At 54.9% G+C, this 26340-nt stretch carries 28 protein-coding genes; 16 read left to right on the top strand and 12 right to left on the bottom strand.

Going from position 1 to position 26340, the window contains the following annotated elements:
• Nucleotides 1-538: 538 nt before the first annotated feature.
• Nucleotides 539-1780, bottom strand: a complete 1242-nt coding sequence (locus tag F3J28_RS01475) for a DUF1479 domain-containing protein (RefSeq protein WP_166872034.1) — start codon at nt 1778-1780, stop codon at nt 539-541.
• A gap of 241 nt (nt 1781-2021) precedes the next feature.
• Between F3J28_RS01475 and alaC the strand changes: the two genes are divergently transcribed.
• The gene (gene alaC / locus F3J28_RS01480) at nt 2022-3260 is read left to right on the top strand and encodes an alanine transaminase (protein WP_039295735.1); all 1239 of its coding nucleotides are present in this window, start codon (nt 2022-2024) and stop codon (nt 3258-3260) included.
• A 59-nt stretch (nt 3261-3319) separates the two neighbouring features.
• On the opposite strand, the gene ypdK is transcribed toward alaC, so the two are convergent.
• Nucleotides 3320-3421: a membrane protein YpdK gene (gene ypdK / locus F3J28_RS22535; RefSeq protein WP_034809579.1), complete on the bottom strand. Its 102-nt coding sequence runs from the start codon at nt 3419-3421 to the stop codon at nt 3320-3322.
• A gap of 304 nt (nt 3422-3725) precedes the next feature.
• On the opposite strand from ypdK, the gene F3J28_RS01490 reads away from it, so the two are divergent.
• From F3J28_RS01490 to F3J28_RS01505, 4 genes are all read left to right on the top strand, one after another.
• On the top strand, nt 3726-4076 hold the full coding sequence (locus tag F3J28_RS01490) for a cupin domain-containing protein (RefSeq protein ID WP_008459634.1): 351 nt from the start codon (nt 3726-3728) through the stop codon (nt 4074-4076).
• Nucleotides 4077-4182: 106 nt separating this feature from the next.
• Nucleotides 4183-5682, top strand: coding sequence for an MDR family MFS transporter (locus F3J28_RS01495; RefSeq protein ID WP_166872037.1), 1500 nt, complete (start codon nt 4183-4185; stop codon nt 5680-5682).
• Nucleotides 5683-5684: 2 nt separating this feature from the next.
• Nucleotides 5685-6449 (top strand): LamB/YcsF family protein, encoded by a 765-nt coding sequence (locus tag F3J28_RS01500; RefSeq protein ID WP_166872039.1) that lies wholly within the window; start codon nt 5685-5687, stop codon nt 6447-6449.
• 236 nt (nt 6450-6685) lie between these two features.
• The gene (locus tag F3J28_RS01505; protein ID WP_166872042.1) at nt 6686-8167 is read left to right on the top strand and encodes an APC family permease; all 1482 of its coding nucleotides are present in this window, start codon (nt 6686-6688) and stop codon (nt 8165-8167) included.
• Nucleotides 8168-8225: 58 nt separating this feature from the next.
• Here the strand turns inward: F3J28_RS01505 and F3J28_RS01510 are convergent, their stop codons facing one another.
• Together F3J28_RS01510 and F3J28_RS01515 are read right to left on the bottom strand one after the other, a co-directional pair.
• The gene (locus tag F3J28_RS01510; protein ID WP_166872045.1) at nt 8226-8933 is read right to left on the bottom strand and encodes a cache domain-containing protein; all 708 of its coding nucleotides are present in this window, start codon (nt 8931-8933) and stop codon (nt 8226-8228) included.
• Between the two features lie 27 nt (nt 8934-8960).
• Nucleotides 8961-9680: a FadR/GntR family transcriptional regulator gene (locus F3J28_RS01515; protein WP_166872048.1), complete on the bottom strand. Its 720-nt coding sequence runs from the start codon at nt 9678-9680 to the stop codon at nt 8961-8963.
• Nucleotides 9681-9916: 236 nt separating this feature from the next.
• Between F3J28_RS01515 and F3J28_RS01520 the strand changes: the two genes are divergently transcribed.
• From F3J28_RS01520 to F3J28_RS01535, 4 genes are all read left to right on the top strand, one after another.
• A complete protein-coding gene (locus F3J28_RS01520) occupies nt 9917-11344 on the top strand; it encodes a gamma-aminobutyraldehyde dehydrogenase (RefSeq protein WP_166872051.1) in 1428 nt (475 codons plus the stop codon).
• 11 nt (nt 11345-11355) lie between these two features.
• Nucleotides 11356-11829: an ester cyclase gene (locus tag F3J28_RS01525; RefSeq protein WP_166872054.1), complete on the top strand. Its 474-nt coding sequence runs from the start codon at nt 11356-11358 to the stop codon at nt 11827-11829.
• A 164-nt stretch (nt 11830-11993) separates the two neighbouring features.
• Nucleotides 11994-13898, top strand: a complete 1905-nt coding sequence (locus F3J28_RS01530) for an NAD(P)-binding protein (RefSeq protein WP_166872057.1) — start codon at nt 11994-11996, stop codon at nt 13896-13898.
• Between the two features lie 7 nt (nt 13899-13905).
• On the top strand, nt 13906-15108 hold the full coding sequence (locus tag F3J28_RS01535) for a cytochrome c (RefSeq protein WP_166872059.1): 1203 nt from the start codon (nt 13906-13908) through the stop codon (nt 15106-15108).
• Between the two features lie 75 nt (nt 15109-15183).
• Here the strand turns inward: F3J28_RS01535 and F3J28_RS01540 are convergent, their stop codons facing one another.
• Nucleotides 15184-15432 carry a DUF2442 domain-containing protein gene (locus F3J28_RS01540; protein ID WP_166872063.1) on the bottom strand — a complete coding sequence of 83 codons (249 nt, stop codon included), beginning with the start codon at nt 15430-15432 and terminating at the stop codon, nt 15184-15186.
• Nucleotides 15416-15658 carry a DUF4160 domain-containing protein gene (locus F3J28_RS01545; protein WP_166872067.1) on the bottom strand — a complete coding sequence of 81 codons (243 nt, stop codon included), beginning with the start codon at nt 15656-15658 and terminating at the stop codon, nt 15416-15418. The genes F3J28_RS01540 and F3J28_RS01545 overlap by 17 nt, the downstream gene beginning before the upstream one ends.
• 163 nt (nt 15659-15821) lie before the next feature.
• On the opposite strand from F3J28_RS01545, the gene F3J28_RS01550 reads away from it, so the two are divergent.
• Nucleotides 15822-16520: an RluA family pseudouridine synthase gene (locus F3J28_RS01550; RefSeq protein ID WP_166872070.1), complete on the top strand. Its 699-nt coding sequence runs from the start codon at nt 15822-15824 to the stop codon at nt 16518-16520.
• A gap of 24 nt (nt 16521-16544) precedes the next feature.
• Here F3J28_RS01550 and F3J28_RS01555 read toward each other — a convergent pair whose 3' ends face one another.
• The 4 genes from F3J28_RS01555 to F3J28_RS01570 all read right to left on the bottom strand — a co-directional run bounded on the left by F3J28_RS01555 (nt 16545) and on the right by F3J28_RS01570 (nt 19939).
• Nucleotides 16545-16790, bottom strand: coding sequence for a DUF2543 family protein (locus F3J28_RS01555; RefSeq protein WP_008459646.1), 246 nt, complete (start codon nt 16788-16790; stop codon nt 16545-16547).
• A gap of 62 nt (nt 16791-16852) precedes the next feature.
• Nucleotides 16853-17716 (bottom strand): efflux RND transporter periplasmic adaptor subunit, encoded by an 864-nt coding sequence (locus F3J28_RS01560; RefSeq protein WP_166872073.1) that lies wholly within the window; start codon nt 17714-17716, stop codon nt 16853-16855.
• Nucleotides 17713-17928, bottom strand: a complete 216-nt coding sequence (locus F3J28_RS01565) for a DUF1656 domain-containing protein (RefSeq protein ID WP_166872076.1) — start codon at nt 17926-17928, stop codon at nt 17713-17715. Before F3J28_RS01565 ends, F3J28_RS01560 begins: the two co-directional genes overlap by 4 nt.
• Complete coding sequence (locus tag F3J28_RS01570; RefSeq protein ID WP_166872079.1) at nt 17918-19939, bottom strand: FUSC family protein; 2022 nt, start codon at nt 19937-19939, stop codon at nt 17918-17920. The genes F3J28_RS01565 and F3J28_RS01570 overlap by 11 nt, the downstream gene beginning before the upstream one ends.
• A gap of 78 nt (nt 19940-20017) precedes the next feature.
• Between F3J28_RS01570 and F3J28_RS01575 the strand changes: the two genes are divergently transcribed.
• On the top strand, nt 20018-20812 hold the full coding sequence (locus F3J28_RS01575; RefSeq protein ID WP_166872080.1) for an AraC family transcriptional regulator: 795 nt from the start codon (nt 20018-20020) through the stop codon (nt 20810-20812).
• A gap of 33 nt (nt 20813-20845) precedes the next feature.
• Here F3J28_RS01575 and gstA read toward each other — a convergent pair whose 3' ends face one another.
• Entirely contained in the window at nt 20846-21451 is a 606-nt protein-coding gene (gene gstA / locus F3J28_RS01580) for a glutathione transferase GstA (protein WP_166872083.1), read from the bottom strand.
• Nucleotides 21452-21580: 129 nt separating this feature from the next.
• Between gstA and F3J28_RS01585 the strand changes: the two genes are divergently transcribed.
• A complete protein-coding gene (locus F3J28_RS01585) occupies nt 21581-22456 on the top strand; it encodes a LysR family transcriptional regulator (RefSeq protein ID WP_166872086.1) in 876 nt (291 codons plus the stop codon).
• 19 nt (nt 22457-22475) lie between these two features.
• Here the strand turns inward: F3J28_RS01585 and F3J28_RS01590 are convergent, their stop codons facing one another.
• Nucleotides 22476-23408, bottom strand: coding sequence for a LysR family transcriptional regulator (locus tag F3J28_RS01590; protein WP_166872089.1), 933 nt, complete (start codon nt 23406-23408; stop codon nt 22476-22478).
• 92 nt (nt 23409-23500) lie between these two features.
• Between F3J28_RS01590 and F3J28_RS01595 the strand changes: the two genes are divergently transcribed.
• From F3J28_RS01595 to F3J28_RS01610, 4 genes are all read left to right on the top strand, one after another.
• Nucleotides 23501-23977 carry a GNAT family N-acetyltransferase gene (locus tag F3J28_RS01595; protein WP_166872092.1) on the top strand — a complete coding sequence of 159 codons (477 nt, stop codon included), beginning with the start codon at nt 23501-23503 and terminating at the stop codon, nt 23975-23977.
• A 238-nt stretch (nt 23978-24215) separates the two neighbouring features.
• On the top strand, nt 24216-24443 hold the full coding sequence (locus tag F3J28_RS01600) for a hypothetical protein (protein ID WP_166872095.1): 228 nt from the start codon (nt 24216-24218) through the stop codon (nt 24441-24443).
• Nucleotides 24444-24565: 122 nt separating this feature from the next.
• The gene (locus F3J28_RS01605) at nt 24566-25615 is read left to right on the top strand and encodes an NAD(P)/FAD-dependent oxidoreductase (protein WP_166872098.1); all 1050 of its coding nucleotides are present in this window, start codon (nt 24566-24568) and stop codon (nt 25613-25615) included.
• 260 nt (nt 25616-25875) lie between these two features.
• Nucleotides 25876-26319 (top strand): NUDIX hydrolase, encoded by a 444-nt coding sequence (locus tag F3J28_RS01610; RefSeq protein ID WP_166872099.1) that lies wholly within the window; start codon nt 25876-25878, stop codon nt 26317-26319.
• Nucleotides 26320-26340 lie beyond the last annotated feature (21 nt).

Here is a 26340-nt window from a genome sequence, read left to right on the forward strand (position 1 = left end):
GGCTCAGAGGGGAAGCGCCAATGATAAGGAAATTTGGCGGGGGTTTCCAGTTGAGGACACCCCTCACCCCGGCCCTCTCCCCAGGGGGGCGAGGGAGAAAATACCAGGTCAGAACAAAACACAATCTATTCCCTCTCCTTTCCAGGGAGAGGGTTAGGGTGAGGGTAAAAAACCGGAAGCCATTCTGCAGGTTAAGTCAGGCCAGGAAATACAGCGAGGCACGGTTCCGGCTAAATCGCCTCCGTTTTCTCTCCGACTGGCCAGGGGCCGGGCATCGGGAACGGCCGGAGGCTGAGAGCGTCGGGAACGCATCTCAGCCGACCCAGGACTGGGAGATAAAACGGAGGTCTGCCGCTTCAGCGGTCGATTTATTTGGCCGGGAGTCCGGGTTCTCAGGGGAATGACGGTGATTCCCCTGAGACGTTCACTGACTCTGTGATGACATATAAAACAGGGCTGGAAGTGAACGGAATATTATCCAGGCCTGCATAATCGTCGATATTTATGACCAGGAGGCAGTCCTTCCAGAGGAGGGGCATTACTTCCCGCCAAGCTGTTCCCGCCCAGCAGGCGTCAAATCCTGCGTGGTCGCACGGCCAGCAAAATCCACCTCAAAATCATCTGCTGCGAAATCCGGCGGCGTTTTGCCCTCAACAAACGCGTCCCACTGGCGCGGCAGATACCCGGCATTCTTCTCGCACCACGGCGCGGCGGCGATGTACATCACGTTGCTATCGAACTCACCGAGGTGCTCGTTTTCGACGGCATGAATCACATCGCAGTGCCAGAAAACGGTATCGCCCGGCTCCATATCGGGAATTGAGGAAATCCCAGTCAGTAAAAGGGGATGCCACTCTTTGTTAATGGATAATGCTCTGCCTGGCTTAGCTTCGCACAACGATTCCTCTGGTACATCGTCCTGCAGCGCCCGCAGCAGGATCCAGGCCATGGCATTAGCCACCGGCAGCAAATTTAGCGTGCCGCCGTGTTTGCGCTGGGGCGTGAGCGCCGTCCAGCCCTGGAAAGTACGGAACATCGAACAGACCGCAGGGGACGGGAACTCCCTTACTTCCGTTCTGCCTTCGGCGGCAAACGGGTCGTAATCTTTCCAGTTACCGGAAAATACGTGGCGGTAAACGTGGCGGAAGTTCTCGTCCAGCCAGCGCTCAACCGAGCCGCCGTCAACGTGCGGAGAAAGCCCCAGCGAGCTTGAGCGGGGCGGGCGGCGGCGAGTGCGATCCGCGTAAGAAACGACGCGATTTGGATCGAAGTGTTGCCTGCCGTGGCTTTCCGTTTGCCACAGATTATTGAGGAACACCTGCACCGCTTTCATACGCTCATGCTGGCGGGCTTCGGTTTGCGGTTTAGACCAGTAAATGCCGTAAATCTGCGGCTTACTGTCGGTAAGCGTGCCGAAATAGTTGTCTTCCGCCGCATTTTTCAGGCGTTCAACAAAATGATTTCGTGCCAGATAATTGCCGATCTCTTCATTCCAGCCACGAGCTTGTTCCTGCGGGAAAACGCCCCGGATCGTGCAGCAGCCGCGCTGGCGAATCAGCGCTTTTTGTTGCTCGCTCACGCGGCCCTGAAGAATGTCGTCGGCGTCGAGCTGCGGAACAGGGTTCTCGCCGCGCGCCATTTCTTCGCGGATCGTTTCGATCTGCTGGCGAATATTGGCTTCAAGTTCGGTAAACGCCGATTGATAGTGGGGCAGATCGCGGCGCAGCTTTTGTTTTATCTCGCGGATAGCTTTTGGCAGATCGTTAATGTCCAGGTGCATAGGTGACGCCCTCTTTCAGAGAATAAGTTACTGAGTTGTTGCTACCTGGTTAATGTATGCCTGAATTATTAAATGAAATAGTGATATGTTTCATTCGAAACTTCCCGTTTTATGTCGCGGAAAAAATATTTTCATTTCCCCCTCGACAGGCGATTTTTATTCAGGCTATGTTCAAAACAGGCCACATCACGTGGCAGCGTCGCTCGGACGGTCCGGGCGCTCACGTTACTCTGAGGAATTTATGGCTGACTCCAGTCCAAAACGTCGTTTTTCGCGTATCGATCGCTTACCCCCTTACGTTTTTAACATTACTGCCGAGCTGAAAATGGCTGCGCGACGCCGCGGCGAAGACATTATTGATTTCAGCATGGGCAACCCGGACGGAGCGACACCGCCGCACATCGTCGAGAAACTTTGCACCGTGGCCCAGCGTGAAGACACGCACGGGTATTCCACTTCGCGTGGTATTCCTCGTCTGCGCCGCGCCATTTCTCGCTGGTACAAAGATCGCTACGACGTGGATATTGACCCGGAAAGCGAAGCCATTGTGACCATTGGCTCGAAGGAAGGGCTGGCGCACCTGATGCTGGCGACGCTGGATCACGGGGATACCGTGCTGGTGCCGAACCCAAGCTACCCGATTCATATTTACGGGGCGGTGATCGCCGGGGCGCAGGTTCGCTCCGTGCCGCTGGTGGAAGGCGTGGACTTCTTTGCCGAGCTGGAGAGGGCGATTCGCGAAAGTTACCCGAAACCGAAGATGATGATCCTCGGCTTTCCGTCTAACCCAACCGCCCAGTGCGTGGAGCTGGAGTTTTTCGAGAAGGTTGTTGCCCTGGCGAAGCAGTACGACGTGCTGGTGATTCATGATCTGGCCTACGCCGATATTGTCTATGACGGCTGGAAAGCGCCTTCCATTATGGAAGTGCCCGGCGCGCGCGACGTGGCCGTTGAGTTCTTCACGCTGTCAAAAAGCTACAACATGGCGGGCTGGCGGATCGGCTTTATGGTCGGTAACCAGGAACTGGTCAGCGCGCTGGCGCGTATTAAGAGCTACCACGATTACGGCACCTTTACACCGCTGCAGGTGGCGGCGATTGCTGCCCTTGAAGGCGATCAGCAGTGCGTGCGTGATATCGCAGAGCAATACAAACGCCGTCGGGACGTACTGGTAAAAGGGTTACATGAAGCGGGCTGGATGGTGGAATGCCCGAAAGCGTCCATGTACGTATGGGCAAAAATTCCTGAACACTATGCGGCGATGGGTTCGCTGGAGTTCGCCAAAAAGCTGCTGCAGGAAGCGAAAGTCTGCGTTTCACCGGGGATTGGCTTCGGCGACTACGGCGACACTCACGTTCGCTTCGCGCTGATTGAAAACCGGGATCGTATCCGTCAGGCCGTGCGCGGTATTAAGGCGATGTTCAGGGCTGACGGGCTGCTGCCACCGCTGCCGAAAAACGCTGCGGAAAACGCCGAATAATGAAACGAAAACAGGAGCCCTTTGGCTCCTGTTCTTTTTGCGCTGCTGTTTGTGAAGGCTTATTCAACCATCAGGAAGAAGGTGCCGGCCCACAACACAACAATCACAGAAATACCCATCAGAAAATATTTCACTTCACATCGCTCCGCGCTGACGCGCATCTCAACAGGTACATAATAAGCTGAAGCCGCAAACTGCTTTTAGGGTGCCGCTTCATCTGGTATTCGGAGGTAAAACCTTACCCGGACGGCGCTAATGTACTCCCAAATTAAAAATGAAAACAAGTGTCTCAAAATTGTGACAGTTGTCTGTTTTTTGAACTTTAATTAGGTGTGGGTGATCCCTTATTTACTTTATTAAAAACATTAAGATATATCGCATTTTTAGTGATATTTTTCGTCTAAAAATAAGTATTTTTGCTTACGCTAAATTTTATTAATTTTTTTCGCTGAACAGGGGGGAAAGATGATCGTCTCAAAAGAAAATGCGGAACACTATCTGTGGGGAACAGACTGTGATGGATGGCATCTGTTAAAAGATCCTGCTTTAAGCGTGATTCATGAACGTATGCCGCCGGGGCGGACGGAACAAAGGCACTACCATTCCGTGGCGCAGCAATTCTTTTTTGTGTTAACCGGGGCATTGACGATGGAGCTGGAAGGAGAGCGCTACGTTGTGCCCGCGGGGAAGGGGATCCCGATTCCGCCGCAGGCAAAACATCAGGCTCGCAATGATTCCGATAACGAGGTTGAATTTCTTGTTATCTCGCAGCCGACGACCCGAGGCGACAGGGTGAATTTGCCAGTAACGGATTAATCGCGCTTTTCAGAGTTTGGATGCAATTCAGGCGGCGATTAAGCAGGTATCTTTACACTTTCAGCAAATCGCCAGGGCGAACTTATTCCCCTTAATGAAAACGACCATGACAACGACCGAAACTGCTTCATCTGGCTCGCCGCAAACAACCTCCGTCCGCCTGCTGTTCGCGGCGCTTATGCTAGCCATGCTGCTGGCCGCGCTGGACCAAACCATCGTTTCTACGGCTTTGCCGACTATTGTGGGTGAACTGGGCGGCCTGGACAGGCTTTCCTGGGTTGTCACTGCGTATCTACTGGCTTCCACGATAGTCGTGCCGCTCTACGGCAAGTTTGGCGACCTGCTCGGGCGCAAAGTTGTATTGCAAACGGCGATTGTGGTCTTTCTTCTTGGCTCCGCGCTGTGCGGCCTCGCGCAAAACATGACGCAGCTTATTTTAATGCGCGCGCTGCAGGGACTGGGCGGCGGCGGGCTGCTGGTGGTCACCATGGCGGCGGTGGGCGACGTGATCCCGCCCGCCGAACGCGGTAAATACCAGGGGCTTTTTGGCGGTGTTTTTGGCCTGGCGACGGTCATTGGCCCGCTGATTGGCGGTTTTCTGGTTGAACATTTTTCCTGGCGTTGGATTTTCTATATCAACCTGCCGCTGGGGATTTTTGCCCTGCTGGTTATCGGCGCGGTGCTGAAATCCCAGACGGCGCGAATTAGGCATCAAATTGATTTTCTTGGCGCGGGCTACCTGACAATTTCACTGACCTGCCTGATTTTATTCACCAGCGAAGGCGGCACGGTCATGGCGTGGTCCGATCCGCAGCTGTGGTGCATCTTCGCGTTCTTTGTCGTGGCGCTGATGGGATTTATCTATGAAGAACGGCTGGCGATTGAGCCGATGATCCCGCTGCACCTGTTCCGTAACCGCACTTTCTTATTGAGCTGCCTGATTGGGTTTATTATCGGCATGTCGCTGTTTGGCTCGATGACCTTTTTGCCCCTTTACCTGCAGGTGGTAAAGTTCTCAACGCCGTCCCAGGCGGGGATGCAAATGCTGCCGCTGATGGGTGGACTTATCCTGACCTCAATCATCAGCGGGCGCATTATCAGTAAAATAGGCCGCTACCGCATTTTTCCCATTATCGGAACGCTGTTAAGTTTTATTGCGATGGCGCTGCTCGGTACGCTAAAGCTGGAGACGCCGCTGACCACGCTTTATCTGTACGTTGGTCTTTTAGGACTGGGACTCGGCATGGTGATGCAGGTATTGGTGCTGGCCGTGCAGAACAGCGTGGAAATAAAACTTATCGGGGTAGCGACCTCAAGCGCGACGCTGTTTCGCTCCATCGGTGGTTCAATTGGCGTGGCTGCGTTTGGCGCGGTTTTTACCTCCGTGCTGCGCAGTAATCTTGAGACGTTGATCCCGGAGGGGACTCAATTGCCGCGCCAGCTTGGCGCGCAGGCGGTACACGAACTGCCCGTGGCGATCCGTAACGATTATCTGCAGGCTTTTGGCTCAGCGATTCATTCCGTGTTTATAATTTCGGCGGGCGTTGTGGTGCTGGGCTTTGTCCTCGCGCTGCTGATGAAAAATGAGCCGCTGCGTAAAGGCTGACTATGAAAAAAAACATCGATTTAAACAGTGATTTAGGTGAAAGCTTCGGGCAGTGGACAATGGGGGATGATGCCGCGATCCTGCAAATTGTCAGCAGTGCCAACGTGGCCTGTGGTTTTCACGCCGGATCGCCTGCGGGCATACTCGAAACACTTCGCGCCGCAAAAGCTCAGGGCGTTGCCGTGGGCGCGCACGTGGCGTATCCGGATCTCGTCGGGTTTGGGCGGCGCAATATGGATATTGCCAGCGACGAACTGACGGCGGACGTCATTTACCAGATTGGCGCGCTACAGGGGCTGGCACAGGCAGTGGGTACGCGCGTCCGGTATGTGAAACCGCATGGGGCGCTGTATAACACCATCGCGCATGACAAGCGCCAGGCCGAAGCGGTGCTGGATGCCATTCTGGCGTTTGACGCTTCCTTGCCGCTGGTGGTGTTGGCGGGCTCGCCCCTGCTGGCATGGGCACAGCAAAAAGGGGTGGCGACCGTCAGCGAAGCCTTTGCCGACCGGGCCTATCATGCTGATGGTTCTCTGGTGTCAAGACGTGAACCTGGTGCCGTGTTACACGATGCCGGACAGGTTGCCGCACGTATGCTGCAGCTGATTACTGAGGGTGGCGTGGAGTCAATCGAAGGCGTATTTACCCCCATCCAGGCCGACTCCATTTGTGTGCACGGCGATAGCGCGGGGGCGCTTGCTATGGCGCAGGCAATCCGCAATCTGTTTATTTCTCAGGAAATAGAGGTGCAGGCTTTTGCCAGATAAACGCGTTTTGCGCTGCAGGCGGAGTGCGGGGTGACCGGCTCTCCGCGAACATTGTGGCTGGCGCTTTTTCCACCTCTGAAATTGCTGTCATTCGCTCTTCTTCCGCCTTTTGTTATTAACAATACAATAACATTGTATCTAACAAAATTGTGACAAAGTACAATATACATATAACTTAATATGTTTTATAAAATGTAGCTATTGCCTGCAACTATGCCCCCTAAAGAGAAAGACATATGGAACAGACATCTGCTACAAAAAGTACCGATTCCCAGCCGGAGAAGGGCCAGCAGTTCAACCGCTCCATCGGCCTGGTGTCTAACTTTGCGCTCGGCTTTACCTACCTCTCGCCGTTGACCGCCGTGTATTCCCTGTTTGCGCTGGCGATAACCCTCGCCGGGCCGCCAGCCATCTGGTGGATCCTGATTGCCGCCTGCGGGCAGCTGCTGGTTGCCTTAGTGTTTGGCGAGGTGGCTTCGCAATATCCCATCACCGGCGGGCTATATCCGTGGGCCAGAAGGCTGTGGGGGAAGAAATACGCCTGGATTGCCGCGTGGATTTACCTCTGGGCGCTGGTGGTGACCATCACGTCTATTGTGGAATACACCTCCACCTTCGTCGCCTCGCTTTTCCATTACGGCGATACGCCGTTTGCGATGTTGCTCACTTCCGTGGTGCTGCTCACCATCATGATGGGCGTCAACATGTCCGGGACGAAAAATCTGGCGAGGGTCGCCCGCTTCGGCTTCTGGTGCGAAATTATCAGCGTGATTGCGCTCGGTATTTATCTGCTGATTTTCCACCGCAATCAGCCTTTCTCCGTGGTGTTTGACGCCATGGGCGCGCTGGCAAAAGACGGCAGCTACGGCACGGCCTTTATGTCGGCGTCGCTGATGGGGCTGTTTATGTTCTTCGGCTTTGAAGCCTGCGGCAACGTGGCGGAAGAGGTGAAAAACCCGGGGCGTAAGATCCCGGTGGCGATGATCCTTAGTATCGTTTTCGGCGCGATCTCTGCGGTGATCTCCATTCTGGGTTACCTGCTGTCATCCCCGGATCTGATGAACATTGTGAACGGCAAAATAGCCGATCCGATCCCGGCGATTCTGAACGATGCGCTGGGCGAGAAGGGCGCCACGCTGTTTATCGTGATTGCCATTGTGGCGATGCTCTCCTGCATTCTGTCGCTTCAGGCCGCGCTGAGCCGCCTGATCTTCTCGTTCTCCCGCGACAAAATGCTGCCTGGCAGCGAGTGGATGGCGAAGATCTCGAAGCATAGCGTGCCGGACAACGCGATGTTGGTAAGCTGCCTGCTGCCGATGGTGATTTGCGTCTGGGTCTACTTCCAGCCGGATAACCTTGCTCGCATCACCGCGTTTGCCGTGATAGGGATATACGTCTCCTTCCAGATGGTGGTTCTGGCCGCGCTGCGCCAGCGCCTTAAGGGCTGGAAGCCTGCGGGAGAATGGACGCTGGGGGCATGGGGCACGCTGGTGAACGTGCTGGCGCTGGCCTACGGTATCGGCGGGATCTGGCTGTTGGCCCAGCCTGCGGACAGCGCAACCTTTATTGACCGCTGGACGGTGCTGATTGGCCTGGCGTTGGTCATCGGCTCGGGGCTGGTTTACATGACGATTGCCAGACCGTTCGGCCATTCTGATGCGCCTGAAAATGACGCCATTGAATACGCCAAACGGCTAAATCTTTCCCGCGAGTATTAATCCAAAGGGCCTTATGGCCCTTTTTTTTGTATGCATTTATCCACAGTATTAAAGGGTCTTATGACCCTTTTTTAATCAGCTCATATAACGTGCAGTATTCTGTGTTATAGACTTCAGCCGCCTCAGCGGTATTCAGTAATTCACCGACGCGGTATTTAGGATAAGTAGAGAAAATAATCCGCTTATCTAAATTAGTCAGCATAACTCTGTGGTTATTGAACAGCGGAAGTAATTCTTCCTCGACTTCACTGACCAGCACATCAATTGCCGCCACGCCGATGAAACGCTGGTGCAAATAAACCGGCATCGCAGACGTTAAGGTATAAGACGTATTACAAACGTAATCGACATAAGGGCCGTGAATATACGCCTGGCCGTTTTCCTGAGCATCTTTAAACCACTCAAAGGTCCTGAAATCCAGCCGCTGCTGGGTGGCCTGATCCAGGTCGAGATTCACCTTTTTCACGCCGTCGGCCTTTTTGTACCACCACTCCAGCAGCCAGTACTCTTTCTCTTCCGTGCTGCCTGCAATGTGGCTGGCAAAGCCAGAGCCTGAGCAGTAAGGCGTTTCGTTCAGCGTCTCTTTGATGTGTTCCTGGATGGCTCGTTTTACCGCGGGATCCAGCAGCAATTTATGATCGCCGCCGTGAAACGCTGCCAGCGTGGACTCAACCTGCCCGGCAAGCGCAATGGTTGCCTGGATGGTGGTGGTAATGATGTCGTCAATCTTACGGGTAAAAGGGATGAGGCTTGCAGGTACATTCATGGCGATGCCCGTGTTGTTGTGTCAGTTTTATTTATATTTTAATTTACTTTCAATGAGATAGAAGGTGAAGGTATCGATGAGTTGCGTGGCTAATCGCACCGCCTCCTGCTCGTGATGGGTTTCTAGCGCGGCGATCAATTCGGTATAAACATCAATCACTTCCCGATGAATGGCTTCATCACGGTAAAGAATGGCCACCAGTGAAGCCCATTCGGCCTGCAGCAGCAGTTCCTGGTTGGCAAGCCTTGCGGACTGAGAACTGGCGGAAAGTGCCAGCAGGCAGCGCATATCTGCCTGAGTTTTTAGCTCCGGCGTGCTGGCCGATTTCAGTGCGGCAACAAACTCCCGTAGCCGGGTGATATCCGCGCTGGTCATGCGTCTGGAAGCCAGCTTTGCGCTGTGGCTAATTATGGCGCAATGCATTTCGCCGAGGTCAGAAATATAGTCTGAGCTGATGGTCTTAAAAGGGTGGAGCGGCGTCTGAAATTCGCCGCTATTTTCGCAAACAAAGCTGCCGCCATTTCGCCCACGAACGGTGTGGATTAAATTATTCGCGCGCAGAGTATTTAAGGCTTCGCGTATTGTTATGTGGGAAACGCCCATCATTTTGGCAAGGTCGGCTTCATTAGGAAGCTGCTCATTTGCCTCAAGCAAACCAGTAATAATTGCATTTGAAAGCCGCTGCACAATTTGATCGGATCGACTTGCCTGTCCTATAGGTGCGAATATTACTGCATGAGTAATCATAGTGCTCTCTGATTAAAATTCCCTGAATCAACGGTTATTGATAGCACAGCCCGGGCCTTTAAGAAAGGCATCGACGGGCTACCAGAAACGGCGGTTTTCACCGCTTGTCCGGCATTGCAATGTAAAAATGTTGTTAAATTGTGGGGTTGATCATGTTGCTATCAAGCGCAGATTGAAAAGTCGTCACTCAAAAGATATTACATAATATTGTTTATGTTTAATCTGAGGAGAAGGCGATGCAAACCCTGAAGCATTTTATCAACGGGCACTATGTGGCGGGCCAGCCAGCCACATTGTTTGACCTGGTCAGCCCGGTCAACGGCGAGGTTTATGCGCAATCCCCTGACGGCGGCGCGGAAGAAGTTAACCTGGCTTACGCGGCGGCAAAAGCGGCGTTCGCGGAATGGAAACATTCCCTGCCGTCCGAGCGGCAGCGTGCCTTGCTGAAACTTGCCGATGAAATTGAACGTAATGCCGCGCGGATTGTGGAGGTGCAAAGTCAGGAAACGGGGCAGCTTAAACACTTTATCGAGCGCGATGAAATCGCGGCGTCCTGCGACGCTATCCGCTTCTTTGCCGGGGCGGCCCGTTGCCTTGAGGGAAAAGCTTCCGGCGAATATGCCGCCGGGTTTACCTCAACCATTCGCCGTGAACCGCTGGGGATTGTCGGGCAGGTGACGCCCTGGAACTACCCATTCATGATGGCTGTTTGGAAAATCGCTCCGGCGCTTGCGGCGGGCAACACCGTGGTGCTGAAACCGAGCGATACGACGCCTATCAGCACGCTGATTCTGGCCGAAATTGCGGCACCTTTGTTCCCACAAGGCGCATTCAACGTGGTGCTGGGCAAAGCGGGGACGGGCTCGCTGGTGGTATCCAACCCGGAAGCCTCGTTGGTGTCGATCACCGGTTCCGTTCGCGCCGGGCTGCAGGTTGCCGCCTCTGCTGCTGCCAACCTGACCAAAGCGCACCTCGAATTAGGTGGCAAAGCGCCGGTGGTGGTGTTTGCCGATGCGGACATGAACAAAGCGGTCGAGGTGATAACCGCTGCCGGTTTCTCTAATGCCGGGCAGGATTGCACCGCTGCCACGCGTATCATCGTTGAAGCCTCCGCCTACGACGCTTTCCTTGAAAAGCTGATTCAGAAAACCAAATCAATCACCTTCGGCGAGCCGGACGATCGCGAGGCTTTGTATGGCGCCCTCAACAGCCGCAACCAGCTGGAGCAGGTGACGGGCTTTATTGAACGGCTTCCTGCCCATGCAAAAATTGAAACCGGCGGCAAAAAGGGCGCGGGTCCCGGCTACTACTTTGAGCCGACGATCATTTCCGGGCTGAAGCAGCGCGATGAGGCCATCCAGCATGAAGTTTTTGGCCCGGTGATGACTATCCAGTCATTCAGCAGCGAAGAAGAGGCGCTCAGCAGAGCCAACGACGTGGAATACGGCCTGGCGGCAAGCGTCTGGACCAGCAGCCACAGCCGGGCGCAGCGTTTTAGCACCCGTCTCGATTTCGGCACCGTGTGGATCAACAACCATATCCCGCTGTGCGCGGAAATGCCCCACGGCGGATTTAAAAAGTCCGGCTACGGCAAAGACCTTTCGTCTTACTCCCTCGACGAATACACCCGCATCAAACACATCATGTGCGATATCACTGAATAAGGATCCCTGCGATGAAAAGAGTTAATGTTGTTGCGCTGTCGCTGTTTTTCTTTTCAACCCTGGCGCTGGCCGAAAGCGCTCCGCTTTCCGTCGTGAAAAATTATATGGCCGCATGGAATGCCCATCAGGCCGGGCAGGCGGCCCAGTATCTTGCCAGCGACATGGTTTATTACGACGCCGCCGTCGGCACACCGGTTGAAGGGAAAGAAAAAGCCGAGAAAGAGGTGATTGGCGCGTTTATTAAAGCGGTGCCGGATCTGCACTGGCAGATGACCAGCGAGCCGGTTTATAACCACGACACCATCGCTTTCCGCTGGACGTTCACCGGCACCAACAGCGGCGAGTGGGGCGGCAGCCCGGCAACCAACAACCCGATCAAGTTTGAAGGCGTGAGCTTTATCAAAGTCAGCCACGGCAAAATTACCTGGCAGGGCGATTACTACGACTCGAAGAAACTCGACGAAGAGCTCAAACCTCGGCAATAGCCCGCAGCACGTCGCTTGCTGGTCGTTACCAGCGGGCGGCACACCGGCAACCCGTTACCAGAAAAGACACTATAGTTAACAGGCTTATCGCGTAGCGAAGCGGCAGTGAGTTTGTTATCATTTAGTGAATAATATGTCTAACAGACTGATAAAAAAGGTTATCTATGTCTATTACCCGACGTGACTTTCTTAACGGGATGGCAATTGCAATTGTCTCTGGTTTAACGCCTCTGGAACTGGTGAGGGCAAACGGCAAAGCACCCGGCAGCGCCGTGATAAATGCAGATTACTATCCGCCGGGGCTAACGGGTCTGCGCGGCAACCACCCTGGCTCGTTCGAAATGGCGCACGCCCTTGGGCGCGAGCACGAAAAATTCGACTTCGGGAAGCTGCCGGTAGAAGAAGAGTACGACCTGGTGGTGGTTGGAGGCGGGATCAGCGGCCTGGCGGCAGCCTGCTTCTGGCGCGAAAAAATGGGGAAGGAGGCCAAAATCCTGATCCTCGACAACCATGACGACTTCGGCGGGCACGCCAAGCGCAATCAGTTCAACGTCGGCGGCAAAACGCTGCTGGGCTACGGCGGCAGCGAATCATTCCAGTCGCCGAACAGCAACTTCAGCCCGGTGGTTCACGGCCTGATGGATTCCCTGGGCGTCAGCATCACGCGAATGAAAAGCAGCTTTGACGCCACTTTCTACCCGGACCAGAACCTGAGCCGCGGCGTGTTCTTCGACAAAAAGAACTTCGGTGAAACCAAAATCGTCAGCGGCGACCCGGGGCGCGCGGTGTCGGACGATATTCCGCCGGACAGGCTCAATGGCCGCAGCATCGAAGCCTTTATCAATAACTTCCCGCTGAGCGAGGCAGACCGCAAGGCGCTGCTGGATCTGCACGTCAACCCTGCCGATTACCTGCCGGGCATGACGGTCGAGCAGAAAAGCGAATGGCTGGATGTCCACAGCTATCATGAGTTCCTCGAGCAGAAAGTTGGCTTAAGCAAAATGGCGCTGATGTACTTCCAGCAGCGCACCAACGACTTTTTTGCCATCGGGATTGAAGGCGTGAGCTGCAGCGACGCGCGCGCCTGTGCGCTGCCGGGCATGGAGGCAATGGGGTTGCCGCCGCTGGATGGCGAAGCGCTGGCCGACCTTGAAGAGCCGTACACCTACCACTTCCCGGACGGCAACGCCGGGCTGACGCGCCTGATGGTGCGCAAACTGATTCCTGACGCGCTGCCGGGCAGTACGATGGAAGATTCCGTCACCGCAAGGCTGCACTACGAGCTGCTGGACAGGCCGGAAAACGGTACCCGCATTCGCCTCAACAGCAGCGTGATTAACGCCGCCAATGCCGATAACGGCGTGGTGGTCAGCTATATCAACAATCAGAGCGGCAAGCTGCACCGCGTGAAGAGCCGTAACGCCATCATGGCGGGCTACAACATGATGATCCCGTACATCGTGCCGGAGGCGCCGGAGCAGCAGAAAGAAGATCTGCGTCTCAACGTCAAAGCGCCGCTGGTCTACACCAACGTGGTGGTCAACAACTGGCGTGCTTTCAAAAACACCGGCGTGCATGAATTCTATTCCCCGGCAGCGCCGTACAGCCGCGTGAAGCTTGATTACCCGGTCAGCATGGGCGACTACCATCACCCGCAAACGCCGGACGACCCGATGTGTATCCACATGGTCTATGTGCCGACTTATCCGGGCAGCAACATGTCTCCGCGCGAGCAGTTCCGCCGGGGCCGTGCATTCCTGCTGGGTTCTACCTTTGAAGCCCACGAGCAGATGATCCGCTCTCAGCTGCAGGAGATGCTGGGCCACACCGGCTTTGACCACGAACGCGATATTGCGGCCATCACGGTCAACCGCTGGGCGCACGGCTATGCCTACTATGCTAACGCCCTGAGCGATGACATGGAGAAAATGCCGGAAATTATCAACCGTGCCCGCCAGCCGATAGGCCGCATCACGATTGCTAACTCTGACTCAGACTGGAGCGCTTACGCCCACGCGGCTATCGACCAGGCATGGCGTGCGGTCAACGAACTTGTGGCGATGGGGTAACCAGGAAATGAAACGTATTTTAGCGGCTATCTCGATCCTCTTTTCTGCCAGCGGTTACGCTGCCGTGTCGCAAGGTGAGTATGTGGCGCGCGCGTCAGACTGCGTCGCCTGCCACACTGTAGACGGCGGCCAGCCGATGGCGGGAGGCAAAAAGTTTTCCACGCCGGTGGGGGATATCTACTCCACCAACATCACGCCGGACAAAACCCACGGCATTGGCGATTACAGCTACGAAGATTTCGAGAAGGCGGTTCGCCAGGGGATAGCCAAAGATGGCCATGCCCTTTACCCGGCGATGCCTTATCCTTCCTACGCCAGGATGACCGATGAAGACGTGAAGGCGCTGTACGACTACTTTATGAAGGACGTTGCCCCGGCGGCGATCGCCAATAAAGAGAATGATATTCCGCTGCTGCTGTCGGCCCGCTGGCCGCTGCGCGTGTGGAACGGCCTGTTCGTGGATGACGTGAAATCCGGCGGCGTGGTGGTTGAGGCCCGCGGGGATAACGCGGAGAAAATTAAACGTGGGGCTTATCTGGTGCAGGGGCCTGGCCACTGCGGTGCCTGCCATACTCCGCGCGGCATGGCGATGCAGGAGAAAGGCTACGATGATTCCAGCCCGGAATTCCTGAGCGGGGCGATGATCGACGGCTGGTATGCGCCTTCCCTGCGCGGCATGAATATGTCCACCCAGGAAGTGAAAGACTTGCTGAGCAAAGGCCGCAGCCAGCATCACGCTATTGCCGGGCCAATGGGGGAAGTGGTCACCCAAAGTACCCAGTACCTGACGGATGCCGACCTGGAAGCTATCGCGCTGTATATCGCCAACTTCAAGCCGCAAAAACCAGCCGCCACGCCGGTGAATGCTGCCGTGGTTTCTCAGCCGTCCGACGGTAAAACCCTCTACATGCGCTACTGCTCAACCTGCCACAGCCCGGACGGGAAGGGGACTGACTTTAACGTGCCATCGTTGGTGGGCAACTCGGCGGTGATGGCGAAAGATCCGTCCTCGCTTATCCGCGTGATCGCCGACGGGGCGCATACGCCGCAAACCCAGGGCACTATCCCGTTCATGATGCCCGGCTACAAAGGCGTGCTGTCGGAAAAAGAGATGACCGACGTGGTGAACTACGTGCGTGGTTCCTGGGGTAACGGTGCGCCTGCGGCAACCGAAGCTGAGGTGAAGAAGATAACCGGCGAGGGCAAATAGTTCAGCCAGATAAGTTTAAACAGGGGCCTTAATGGCCCCATATTTTTGGCGCGTGAAGTTGAATTTCATTTCTTTTCAGGCCGCGTCATGAGGGCGAAAGGTTGTATCGCCGCGACCGGCGAGCAGCCCTTCAATCGAGATGTCTTCATTTAGCGTATCCCAATGAATACCGCGTGCGCTTAATTCATAATTGGCACGCTGCACCCGATCGGCATGGAGCAACTTTGGAAACCATTCCAATGGCACGCCTAATGTGCGCCCATCGCTCAGTTCAACCCACATTTTTTGCTCATCAAAGCTCAGGTGTTTAGCCGAAATAGCCATACCATGCCTCTGTAAATAATTTCCGGTGATGTTTAACGTAACCTTCCAGTTCAGTAAGTTGTCTGGAACTGAAACCATCATTACGTGCAAGCGTAATAAAAGGACATAGCCAGAATTTAGCTTCGGCCTCTGAGTTTCGCACATGAATGTGTTGCGGCTCGAGAGGCGCTCCTTCATTCGAATAGAAGAAGAAACTATACCCTTTAATTCTTAGTATGACAGGCATAAATAAGCACTCCATGCTCGGGCTTCACGTTTTCCTGAATGTATAAAAATTATCTCTTTCTCGTTTCCATGGAGCAATAATCCGGCAGCACAGGCTGCCATAATTGAGCAATACTTCGTGAAATTCGCTATCATCCGGCTCCACTCTCCAGCCGGGCAGCCCAATGTCTACGATTATTGATACGTTTATTGCCCCGCCTTGCTTTGATGAGATAGAGATTCTTTATCAGGACGAGCATCTGGCGTTGATCAATAAACCTTCCGGCTTGCTCAGCCTTTCAGGGAAAAATCCGCAGAATCTTGACTCGGTACATCATCGGCTGGTGCAGATATTCCCCGGTTGCACGCTGGTGCATCGTCTGGATTTCGGCACGTCCGGGCTGATGGTGATTGCGCTGAATAAGGCGATCAATGCGTTGCTCAGCCAGCAGTTCAGCCAGCGATCTGTTGCCAAGGTGTATACCGCGCTGCTTTGCGGGCATCTTGAAAAAGAAGAAGGGATAATCGACGCGGCGATTGCCAAAGATCCGGCACTGTTTCCACTGATGTCTATTTGCGCCGTCAGCGGCAAACCTGCTCGCTCGCGTTACAAGGTGATTGAGCGGTTTTATCGGGAACTTGAAAATGGTGCTCGGCTGCCGTTAACGAGGGTACAGCTTGCGCCTGAAACCGGGCGAACCCACCAGCTGCGCATCCATGCGCAATATCTTGGCCACCCGATTCTGGGCTGCGATCTGTATGGCGGGCTGGCGTTGCCTGGCACTGAACGAGCACCGCGGCTGATGCTGCATGCCAGCGAACTGCATTTTGTTCACCCCGTCAGCGGCGAACCGGTGGCTGCCAGATGCGGCAGCCCGTTCTGACGGGGAAATGCATCGCGGCAGAAATTACTCGTTGCCCCACTGATTCAGAAACTCAGCAATTTCGTCAATCCGCTGTTCGGCAAGGCCAGCCTCAACGGCCATCTCGCCCTGCGCTTCCTCGCTGATTTCTTCGTTATTCATTAAGCGGGTAATCAGCAGCTGGAAATAGTGCGCCACGGCATCACGCTCATCCTCGGCAACGGGTTTTGCCGCTTCCGTCGAGTACTCGTCCGCGATGTCGTAATATTTCAGGTCGATTTCGTTGTTCATGGTTATCTCTGGGTTTGTTAGCCTGGCCGCGATAATAGCATTGTTCAGCCAGATTCAGCGCGCTAAGGCGTGACGGAAATACTCGCGGATAAGCCTGCCACTAACTCAACGCCTGCCGGTAGCCTGTCGATATGAATGCGTACCGGAACCCGCTGAGCAAGGCGCACCCAGCTAAAGGTAGGGCTAACGTCCGGCAGACCGAGATCGCCGGTATCATCGTTGCTGTCGCCGATACCGTGGCCGATGCTTTCCACATGGCCGGGTATCACTGCGTCGAAGCCCATCAGCGCTATCTGCGCGCGGTTTCCCACGCGGATGTGTCGCAGTTTTGTCTCCTCAAAATAACCGACAATCCAGAAGCTTTTTGCATCAATGATGGCAACTTTCGTCACGCCTGCGCTGGCGTAGTCTCCAGGGCTGAGCCTGAGATGCGTCACGTAGCCCGCCACCGGGGCTTTAACAATGGCATGAGCTAAATTGAGCTGCGCAAGCTCCAGCGCCGCCAGCGCCCCCTGGTAGTTGGCGACGGCCACGTTTGCCGCACTGCGGGTTTGCTGTAAATCTTCTTTAGATATCACGCTCTGCAGCTGGGTGCGCCGCGCGGCAGAATCCTGGCGCATTAGCATTTCGTGACGCTTTACCTCAACTTCTGACTGGGCGCTGCTGACAGCGAGCTTCAGCCAGCGTGGGTCAATGGCGTAGAGAATATCGCCGCGGTTCACCCACTGGTTGTCCTTCACGGTCACGCTGCTCACCGGGCCAGAGACATCCGGCGCAATCTGCACCACGTCGGCGCGAACCCGGCCATCTCTGGTCCAGGGCTTTTGTGATTCATGCTTCCACATCGTAAAAGCGATAAACAGGGCCGCGGCGGTGGCGAGAAACGTCAGCGCGTAGCGGCCTGTCAGAGCCAGTAATGATTTCATACGATAAACCCCTGGGCGTTCAGCCCCTGCAGCAGCAGGAATGCGGTAAAAATATAAGCAGCGAAATCAATCAGTGGCCGACAGGGCAGGCGGCGGTAAACCCCGCTGAGCATCAGCCGCGAAAGCAGAAAAAGAGTGCAGAGCAACGCGACAAGCGCGATGACCAGCAGGCCAGGGAGATAAACCCCGCCAATATTCACGTCACCGATCATCGGCCGACTCCTTACCTGAAATATTCAGTGCACAGTACAAATCTATTAGCCCGCGATTAAGACGCTGGGTCAGAGCATCCGACGCCGGAGAATGCGCGTTTATCAGCGATAAAACCTTTGCCTGAATTTTTTGAACGTCTGATTCGCGGGACAACATGCCAAGCACTTCATGAACCTGTGCGGCGCTTTCTCGCTGGAGATGAATCAGCAACTGTCTCAGGTGCATTGTGGCCAGCCCGGCACGCAGGTAGTGCAGCATTTTGTTAAGAATTTGCTCTGCGGACTGTTCGCTGCGCTGCAGGCGCGGCAGCAGTAGCGCCGTTCTGTCGATCATCAGGTTGGTCCACGCCACTTCATCCGGGATGAAAGCGCCTTTGGCACTGAGTTTGACGTCGCGGCGGCAGAGTTGAAGCAGGCGATCTATCGCCGCGTCGGCCTGCACGGTTTGCAGTAGACTCATGCCGAATACGGCAAAGCCGATAGCAATGAATAATGCAGTGGCTGTATTGAGCGCCACAGCGAAGTCACCACCGTAATAAGGGCCCAGACCAGATAAAATGGGGAGCGTGAGCGTGATGCCCATAGCCATAAACGTCGTCGGGGGCCTGGCCTGCAGCGATCCTGCCAGCAAATAGACGGGTGCCAGCACGGCGGCCAGCACGCTAAAAGTGGTGATTTGCGGCAAAATCGCAAAGCTGTAGAGCAGGCTTATCGCCACGCCGTAGAGCGAACCAATGACATATTTAATGAGATGAGGCGCGGGCGTATCGAAACTGCCAAACAGCGTACAGCAGACCCCAATTACCGATACAGCCGTGGCCCCGTCCGGCCAGGCAGAATAAATCCACACCAGGCATCCGACTAATACCAGAGTGAAAGCGCCCAGCGCGGTCTTAGCCGCGGCCAGACCGTCGCGATGCAGCACATAGCCTTTGGCTGGCGGTTCGTCTGCCAGCACCTGGGATTGGGGTGACTGTGCGAGCGCCTGGTGCAATCTCTCGCACTGCAGCAGAAGAGTGATGGCTTCACAAAGGTAGGCGGCAAAACTCGCCTGCAGCATATCTTCTGGCTGGCGCGCTGCTGCAGATAACATTTTCGCTAACGCCGAGCTTTGTTTTTCCAGTGCTTCGCCCGTGATTTCAGGCTCACCGTTCAGCCAGCTTCGGACTTTTTCCTCCAGCCTCAGCAACTGCGGATGCAGAGTGTTTATCATCTGCCGGCGTTCGCTCAGTTCGCTGTTCACCACCAACAGACGAGCAAACTTATCGTGCAGTTTTTTTCTGGCCTGGCCGATGGGCGCGGAAAGGGCAAAGTCAAAGGGAACATGGTGGTTGAGGCTCTGCAAAAGCTGTAGCGGCAGGGCCATGTGCAGATGTTTAAAGCCTGAAGACGGCCCGTCGCTCAATGAAGTCGCCACGGCCAGCCGCGCCGAGCTCAGCGTTTCTAAGACTTTGGCGTTAAACAGCCCGGCGATTCGCTTCGGTAAAACATAGCGGTGAACGAGGCTCGCGCAGAGTATGCCCAGCGAAATCTCCTGCACGCGGGTGATGGCCGTATCGAAAATTGAACCGGGGTCATGCAGGGCAGGGAAGCCGATCAGACTTGCCGTGTAGCCTGCTAGCACAAAGGCGTAGGCGCGGGGTGTGCGCTCAAGCAGCGAGAAATAAAGACACAGGGCGATCCAGCCGCTGAGTACCACGCTGCACAGAATCGGCATATTCACAAACGTCGGCACGATTAAAACGGTCGCTGCGGCACCGACAACCGTGCCCGCCAGACGATAAACCCCTTTGCTCAGCGAGGCACCCACCGTTGTTTGTGAAACGATGTAGACGGTAACGATGGCCCAGGAAGGCGTCCCCAGCCCGTTAGACAAAGCGAGGTAATAAGCCAGCATGGCAGCCGCGAAGCTTTTGGCTGCATAAAGCAGGGCGTTAGCGTCATTCACCAGACCAGGGGCCACATGCTTTCCCCACATAGGAGGAAGGTGGCAGGCGTTTATTTTGTTCATGGCGGCCATTATTGCCGCGTTACAGCTATCGCTAAATATCCTATTCTGTCAAAAAATCCCTAAATGTTGCCAATCAGCATGAAGCCACTGCCCGCCACGAGCCTGTACGATCCCGATCCCGCGCAAAGCCCGGCGATAGCGCGCCGTCTCGATTTTGTTGATTACGGAGAGGAGGTGCCGGTTCACGTCCACCGGAAGGGGCAGCTCATTATTGCGCTTTATGGGGCGGTGATTTGCCGGGCTGAAAATGAGATATGGATAGTACCGCCCGATTGCGGGGTTTGGATCCCCGATGGGGTCCCCCACAGCGCCAAAGCGACCTGGAACGCACATCTGGATTATTTGTTCGTAGAGCCGGGAGCCGTTGCGCTGCCGGCGAAATGCTGCACTTTAGCGATTTCCCCGCTGATCAAAGCCCTGGTTGGGCGCTTAACCAGCGAGAGCGAGGAATATGCCCCCGACAGCCACGCAGCCCGCCTTGCCAGAGTAACACTCGATGAATTAGCGACGATGCCGCAGCAGAATTTCAGCCTACCCGTTTCGGCTAATCTCAAAATACGCGCAATGGCTGACGCGCTGGTCAGCCAGCCTGAGGATCGAAGCACCTTAAAAGCATGGGCAAAACGGCTGGCGCTCAGTGAACGCTCCCTGGCCCGGCTGATGGTGCATGAAACAGGGCTGACTTTTGGCCGCTGGCGACAGCAGCTGCATTTGATTATTGCGCTTAAGGAGCTGGCCAGCGGCGTAGCTGTGCAAAACGTAGCGGCGCAGTTGGGCTACGAATCCGTGAATGCGTTTATCACCATGTTTAAAAAGACCATGGGCAGCACGCCAGCGCAGTATTTTGCAGAACGAAAATCAGAAGGGCTTTAAGGCTGAGGCGGGCTGTTAACCCGCCGAAAAGAATCAGTGAGTTTCTTCCACACGCAGGGCTTCCTGCACCGCTGGCCGCGCGTTTATTGCGGCCATATAGCTGGCAATAGCGGGCCACTGGTTTAGTTCGATTGATAACATTTTGCCCCAGCTCAGGACGGTATAAAGATAGGCATCAGCCACGCTAAAAGTGGCGCCGGTCAGGTACACAGTTTTCGAGAGCGCATCCTGAACAAAATCGAGCCGCTTGAAGAATTTTTCGCGGAAGATGGCTTTAACCTCTTCCGGCAGCGAAGCGTTGAACAGCGGGGCAGACGCGGTATGAAGTTCGCTGGTAATGAAGTTCAGCCACTCCTGCAATCTCACCCGTGCCCAGCTTCCTGCCAGAGGCGCTAGCCCTTTTTCCGGCCGGAGATCGGCCAGGTACTGCACGATAGCCGTGCCTTCCGTCAGGATCTCCCCGTTGTCCAGCTCCAGCGCGGCAACATAGCCTTTGGGCGTGACGGTGAAAAAGTCTCGCCCGTCGGCGGTGAGCTTAGTTTTGTTATCCACTTTGATGAGTTCGAATTCCAGCTCTAATTCACGCAGGACAATGTGGGGCGAGAGCGAACAAGCTTTTGGGGCGTAATACAGTTTCATGGCATCTCCTACAAATTAAAAACAGCTGTACAGCGCGCGACCCGGCGCCTGGATGCACTATGATTTAGCCCATTATCTCTGTAAAATTAATCATTCATTAAATAACTATTAGTTGAGCTACTGATAACGATGATGAACCTTTTGCACTGGCGGTTGCTGGTCGCGGTGGCCGATGCCCGCAACATTTCCCGTGCGGCGGAGGAGGTGGGCATGACTCAGTCAGGTGCCAGCCAGGCCATCGCGCAGCTTGAAGCTTCCCTGGGGTTCCCGGTTTTTACCCGCGAGCGCAGGAACATTGGCGTTACCGCGCTGGGGGAGCAGGTCATCGCTCATGCCAGAAGTATGCAGCGGCATCTCGAGGAGATCCGCTCGCTGACCGAGTCGTGTCGGGACTTAAGCGGGAGCCGTATTCGCCTCGGCAGCTTCCCGTCGGTGACATCGACGCTGCTGCCCGGCCTGCTGCGGGACTTCAGGCGTTTGCATCCCGGCATTGAGGTCGTGGTGCTCGAAGGCATTGATGAAGAAGTCGAGCAGTGGATTGCCGCAGATACCGTCGAACTGGGTGTGGTGATGAACCCCGCTCCCGGCCGGGCTGACGTTATTCTCGGACAGGATGCCTGGATGGCGGTGCTGCCTGCCAGCCACGCCATGGCGCGTGGGGCCAGATCCCGGGGAATAACCCTTGAAGCGTTGGCGGGACAGCCCTTCGTGCTGGCGACTGGAGGCTGTGTGGTAAACGGCGGCAGTTTAATGGCAGAGGCCGGTTTGCGCTTGTCTGACGTTCGCGTCACGGTCCGGGACTGGGTCAGCGCCTGTATGCTGGTGCGCGAAGACATGGGTGTGGCAATAGTGCCTGCGTCCACGCTGCCTGAAGATATGCGCGGCCTGTGCGTGGTGCCTCTGACGCCGGGGCTTCATCGCGAGTTTGGCCTGGTGTGTTCTTCGGCAGGAAAAACGTCCCCGGCGGTTCAGGCCCTGGTAACCCGACTGCGTAAAGCGGGATGAGCTAAACGCCGAACAGCTTTCACTGCCCGGTGTTTATCTCCTTCGCCAGCGTTTGCAGCCTCGATTTCAGCCAGTTGGTCGCGCTCCGCTTCCCGCTTCGTTTGTGTGAATAAATTTTTATTTCAAACGGACGTATTTCGAACGGTAATGAAAAAATCTTTATATTCGTGGCCGGCATCAGTTTTTCAGCGGCAAAGCGCGGCAGCGCCATTAGCAGATTGCTTTCTGCCACAATAAACGGCGCGCTAAGCATAGATGGCGTCTTGATGGCTATTTGCCGTGTGTAACCCATTTGCTCAAGCTGCCTGTCCAACACACCTTGCTTCTCATTCCACGGCGTGACAACGATGTGCCTTGCGGCGAGATAATCCTCAAATGTCAGCCGTGTCCGGCTTGGGTGACTGATGACGACATACTCATCTGTAAACCATCCGATTTCTTCCAGTTCCGGATGCCGGATGTCTTCAGACGTACTGAACCCCAGCGCCAAATCCACTTCGCCCGCCAGAAGCTCCGTCAGTGCCGGGGTATGAGGCAAGTAAAGTAACTCGAAGCTCAGGCCGGGCGCTTCATGCTGCAGTTTGTGCATCAGGGCAGGGAAAATGCAAAAAGCGGTAAAATCCGTAATCGCTATCTGCAGGCGCTCTGTCGTACGGGAAGCGTCAAACTCCGGCTGCTGAGTCAGCTCGTGATCCAGATATTTCAACGCCGAAGCAATAGCAGGGGCGAGCTGCGTGGCGTACACGCTGGGGCACATCCGGTGCCCTTCCCGATAAAACAGCGGGTCATTGAGTGAGACTCTCAGTCTCGACAGCGCGTGGCTAAGCGCCGATGTGCTCATCGCCAGTTCATCCGCCGCCAGACGGACGGATCGATGGCGATAAATTGCGTCAAAAACAGGCAGAAGGTTTAAATCCAGCCGCCTTAAGGTTGGATGCATAATATTCATCATCTGGTGATTTCATTGCACTTAATTCGCCTGACAATAACCTTTATGCTTGGGGCCAGCAACGTTAACGCCATTCAGAAATAACAGGAAAACCAATGAGTATGACGATTCGTCAGGCCCGCCCGGAAGACGCTCAGGCTATTTACGACATGATCTATGAGCTGGCCGTGTATGAAAAAGCCCCCCAGGAAGTGATCACCACGCCAGAGGAGATCCGGGCGACGCTGTTTGACGCAGGCAGTAAAACTGAAGCGTTGATCTGCGAGACAGAAGGCAAAATTATCGGTTACGCCGTTTTCTTCACCAGCTACTCAACCTGGCTTGGGCGGAACGGTATCTACATGGAGGATTTATACATCTCTCCTGAGTATCGCGGCAGGGGCGCGGGAAGGTCGTTACTGAAATATATCGCGCAGTGTGCGGTGCAGCGGCAGTGTGGTCGTCTGGAATGGTCTGTCCTGGACTGGAACCAGCCCGCGATCGATTTTTATCTGAGCATCGGGGCGTTGCCGCAATCGGAATGGGTTCGTTACCGCCTGGATGGTGAGGCATTATTGAAATTTGCCGAATAAAAACAGCATGATATTAAAACTCCCGCTGCGGCGGGATTTACGCAGCTGACAGCGCTTATTTGCAGAAATGTGATGAGTTGTTTTTATGGTAAGTCATTAATATTAATGGTATTAATCGACGTGGTGCAGGGCTGGGCGTTTAGACATAAATATGCACACTTTATTTCAGTCGTGGCATCTGGTGTTCAAAATCTGCCCACGTTAGAGTGATGGTCTGGTTTTTAGCGTGGGTGGCAAAATGAAAGTATTAAGTATCGTCGGTGCAACGCTGTTAGCGACCTCATTCCATGCCTCGGCATTCGTTTCTAGTTCCTCGGTTCACCCTGAACAGACGGCGAATGTGAACAATAACGCCGCCAATGGGCATGCGATTCCCTCCGAAGCCAATTACGACATCACCAAAATCATCCCGATTGCGGGCTGCAATTGCGCCTTTTGCACCGCTTTACGCAGCGCGAATCTTTAATTTGCTGTTGTTTTCAGGCCCGGTTTATCTCGAGGGTAACGGGCCGCAATTCTGGTAGCTTGCCCGTACCCCCTAAATTTCGCATCATGGCCTGAATTTCTTACCCTCAGGAGAAGGCCGGCGTGGTCGGAAGCAAAAAAAGAATAGTTGTAGTGGGGGCCGGGATCGTCGGGGCTTCAATCGCATGGCATTTGGCCCGTCTTGAATTTGACGTCACTCTGATTGAACAAAATGAGCCTGCCTCCGGGGCGACAGGCAGCGCGTTTGGCTGGCTGACCGGTGCGGTCAGTGATGATGCGGCGGATGTGTTTCTCCGGCGAGCCGCATTTGCCGACTGGCGCAGACTGCAGGCCCAAATTCCTGACCTGCAGATTAGCTGGAGTGGTTCGTTGAAATACGACTCAGCCCCTCAGGCCTGCTTACCGGGAGAACGCCTGGTCGACAGGTCTGAAATAGCCAGCCTTGAACCTGCGATGGTATGTCCTCCCCCTGAAGCCCGCTATGCAGCAAAAGACGGAACCGTGGATGCCGCCGAGGCGACGCGTGCCATACTGGAACATGCCTGTAGGATGGGCGTCGTCCTGCACAAGCAAACGACCGTGACGGCTATCTGCACCACCGAAGGTAAAGTAACAGGCGTTCAGACCAGTCAGGGACAATGGGAGGCAGATTGTGTGGTACTGGCCTGTGGCGCGGGAATTCCCGAGCTGGCCCAGCGGGTGGGAATTCCCGTCCCCGTTCTGACATCCCCCGCTATATTGCTGCGGTTTGCCGTCCCTCAACGGGTAGTCAACACGCTAATCGCCGGGAACGAGATAGAAGTCAGGCATGCCCACAACGGAGATCTCCTGGCCGCCGAGGATTATCCGGAAAGCGGCCAGGTGACAGAAACCGTGAGCGCCGCTCAGGCCTCAGTCAGAAAGCATCTCCGGGGGGCAGAATCGGCCTCTTTGATGCATTACTCGGTGGGAGAGCGCCCTGTGCCTCAGGATGGGCATCCAGTGCTTGGTTTTACTGACGAGAGCCGGGGAGTGTATGTCGCTGTTATGCATCCGGCGGTGACCTGCGCGGCGACAATAGGACGACTGGTTGCTGAAGAAATACGCGACGGCAGGCGCGAAGAGATTCCTGCAAGCTATCGTCCTGCTCGCTTCAAACATAAGGTTTTGTAGTCAATTTTAAAACGACCGGGTGCGGATCTGCCTCTTTGATCCCGTCCGGCAGTGCTTTCCCCCGCTTTATGCAGAAAGAGGTATTCAGTCAGCAGACCGCCGTAACAGTAAAATCACTGGATATAAAAATATGTAAGGGCGGGGGGAACGGGATGATTTCCGGCTAACTGCCTCATTTCTGATATTATATTGCCGTAAATCTATGCACGATTCTAAGTCCACTTTCAAATAATGATGAATAACCTGTATCAGGGGGTTTTGTGCGTATTCGACCATCCTCTCGCTGGATAGTTATTTCCCCAGAAAATCATGTCTTGCTGTTTAATTTCTGCCATACAGAGGATGCTTTGCGTGGAAAATCATACTGGGCAACGCCGGGCGGAGGGCTTGAACACGGTGAATCATATGAACAGGCCGCTTTGCGAGAACTCTTTGAGGAAACGGGGTTAACAAGAACCACGGCAGGGCAGCAGGTAGCAGCCAGAAACTTCGAAATGATGCTGCCCAGCGGTGAAACGGTTCTTGCGGCAGAGCGTTTCTTTACCCTTCATGTGGATAAATCAGATATTGACCGTGCGAGGTGGACTGACAACGAAAAGAAAGTCATTCGGGAGCACCGCTGGTGGACAACGGAAGAACTCAGACAGACCAGTGAAATAATCTTCCCGCTTGATTTGATCCTCAATATGATTGAAAAAAATTAACCAGGCGGCCCGGCAAAACCA

This window comes from Enterobacter sp. Ap-1006, from assembly GCF_011752835.1.
Taxonomy (GTDB): domain Bacteria; phylum Pseudomonadota; class Gammaproteobacteria; order Enterobacterales; family Enterobacteriaceae; genus Cedecea.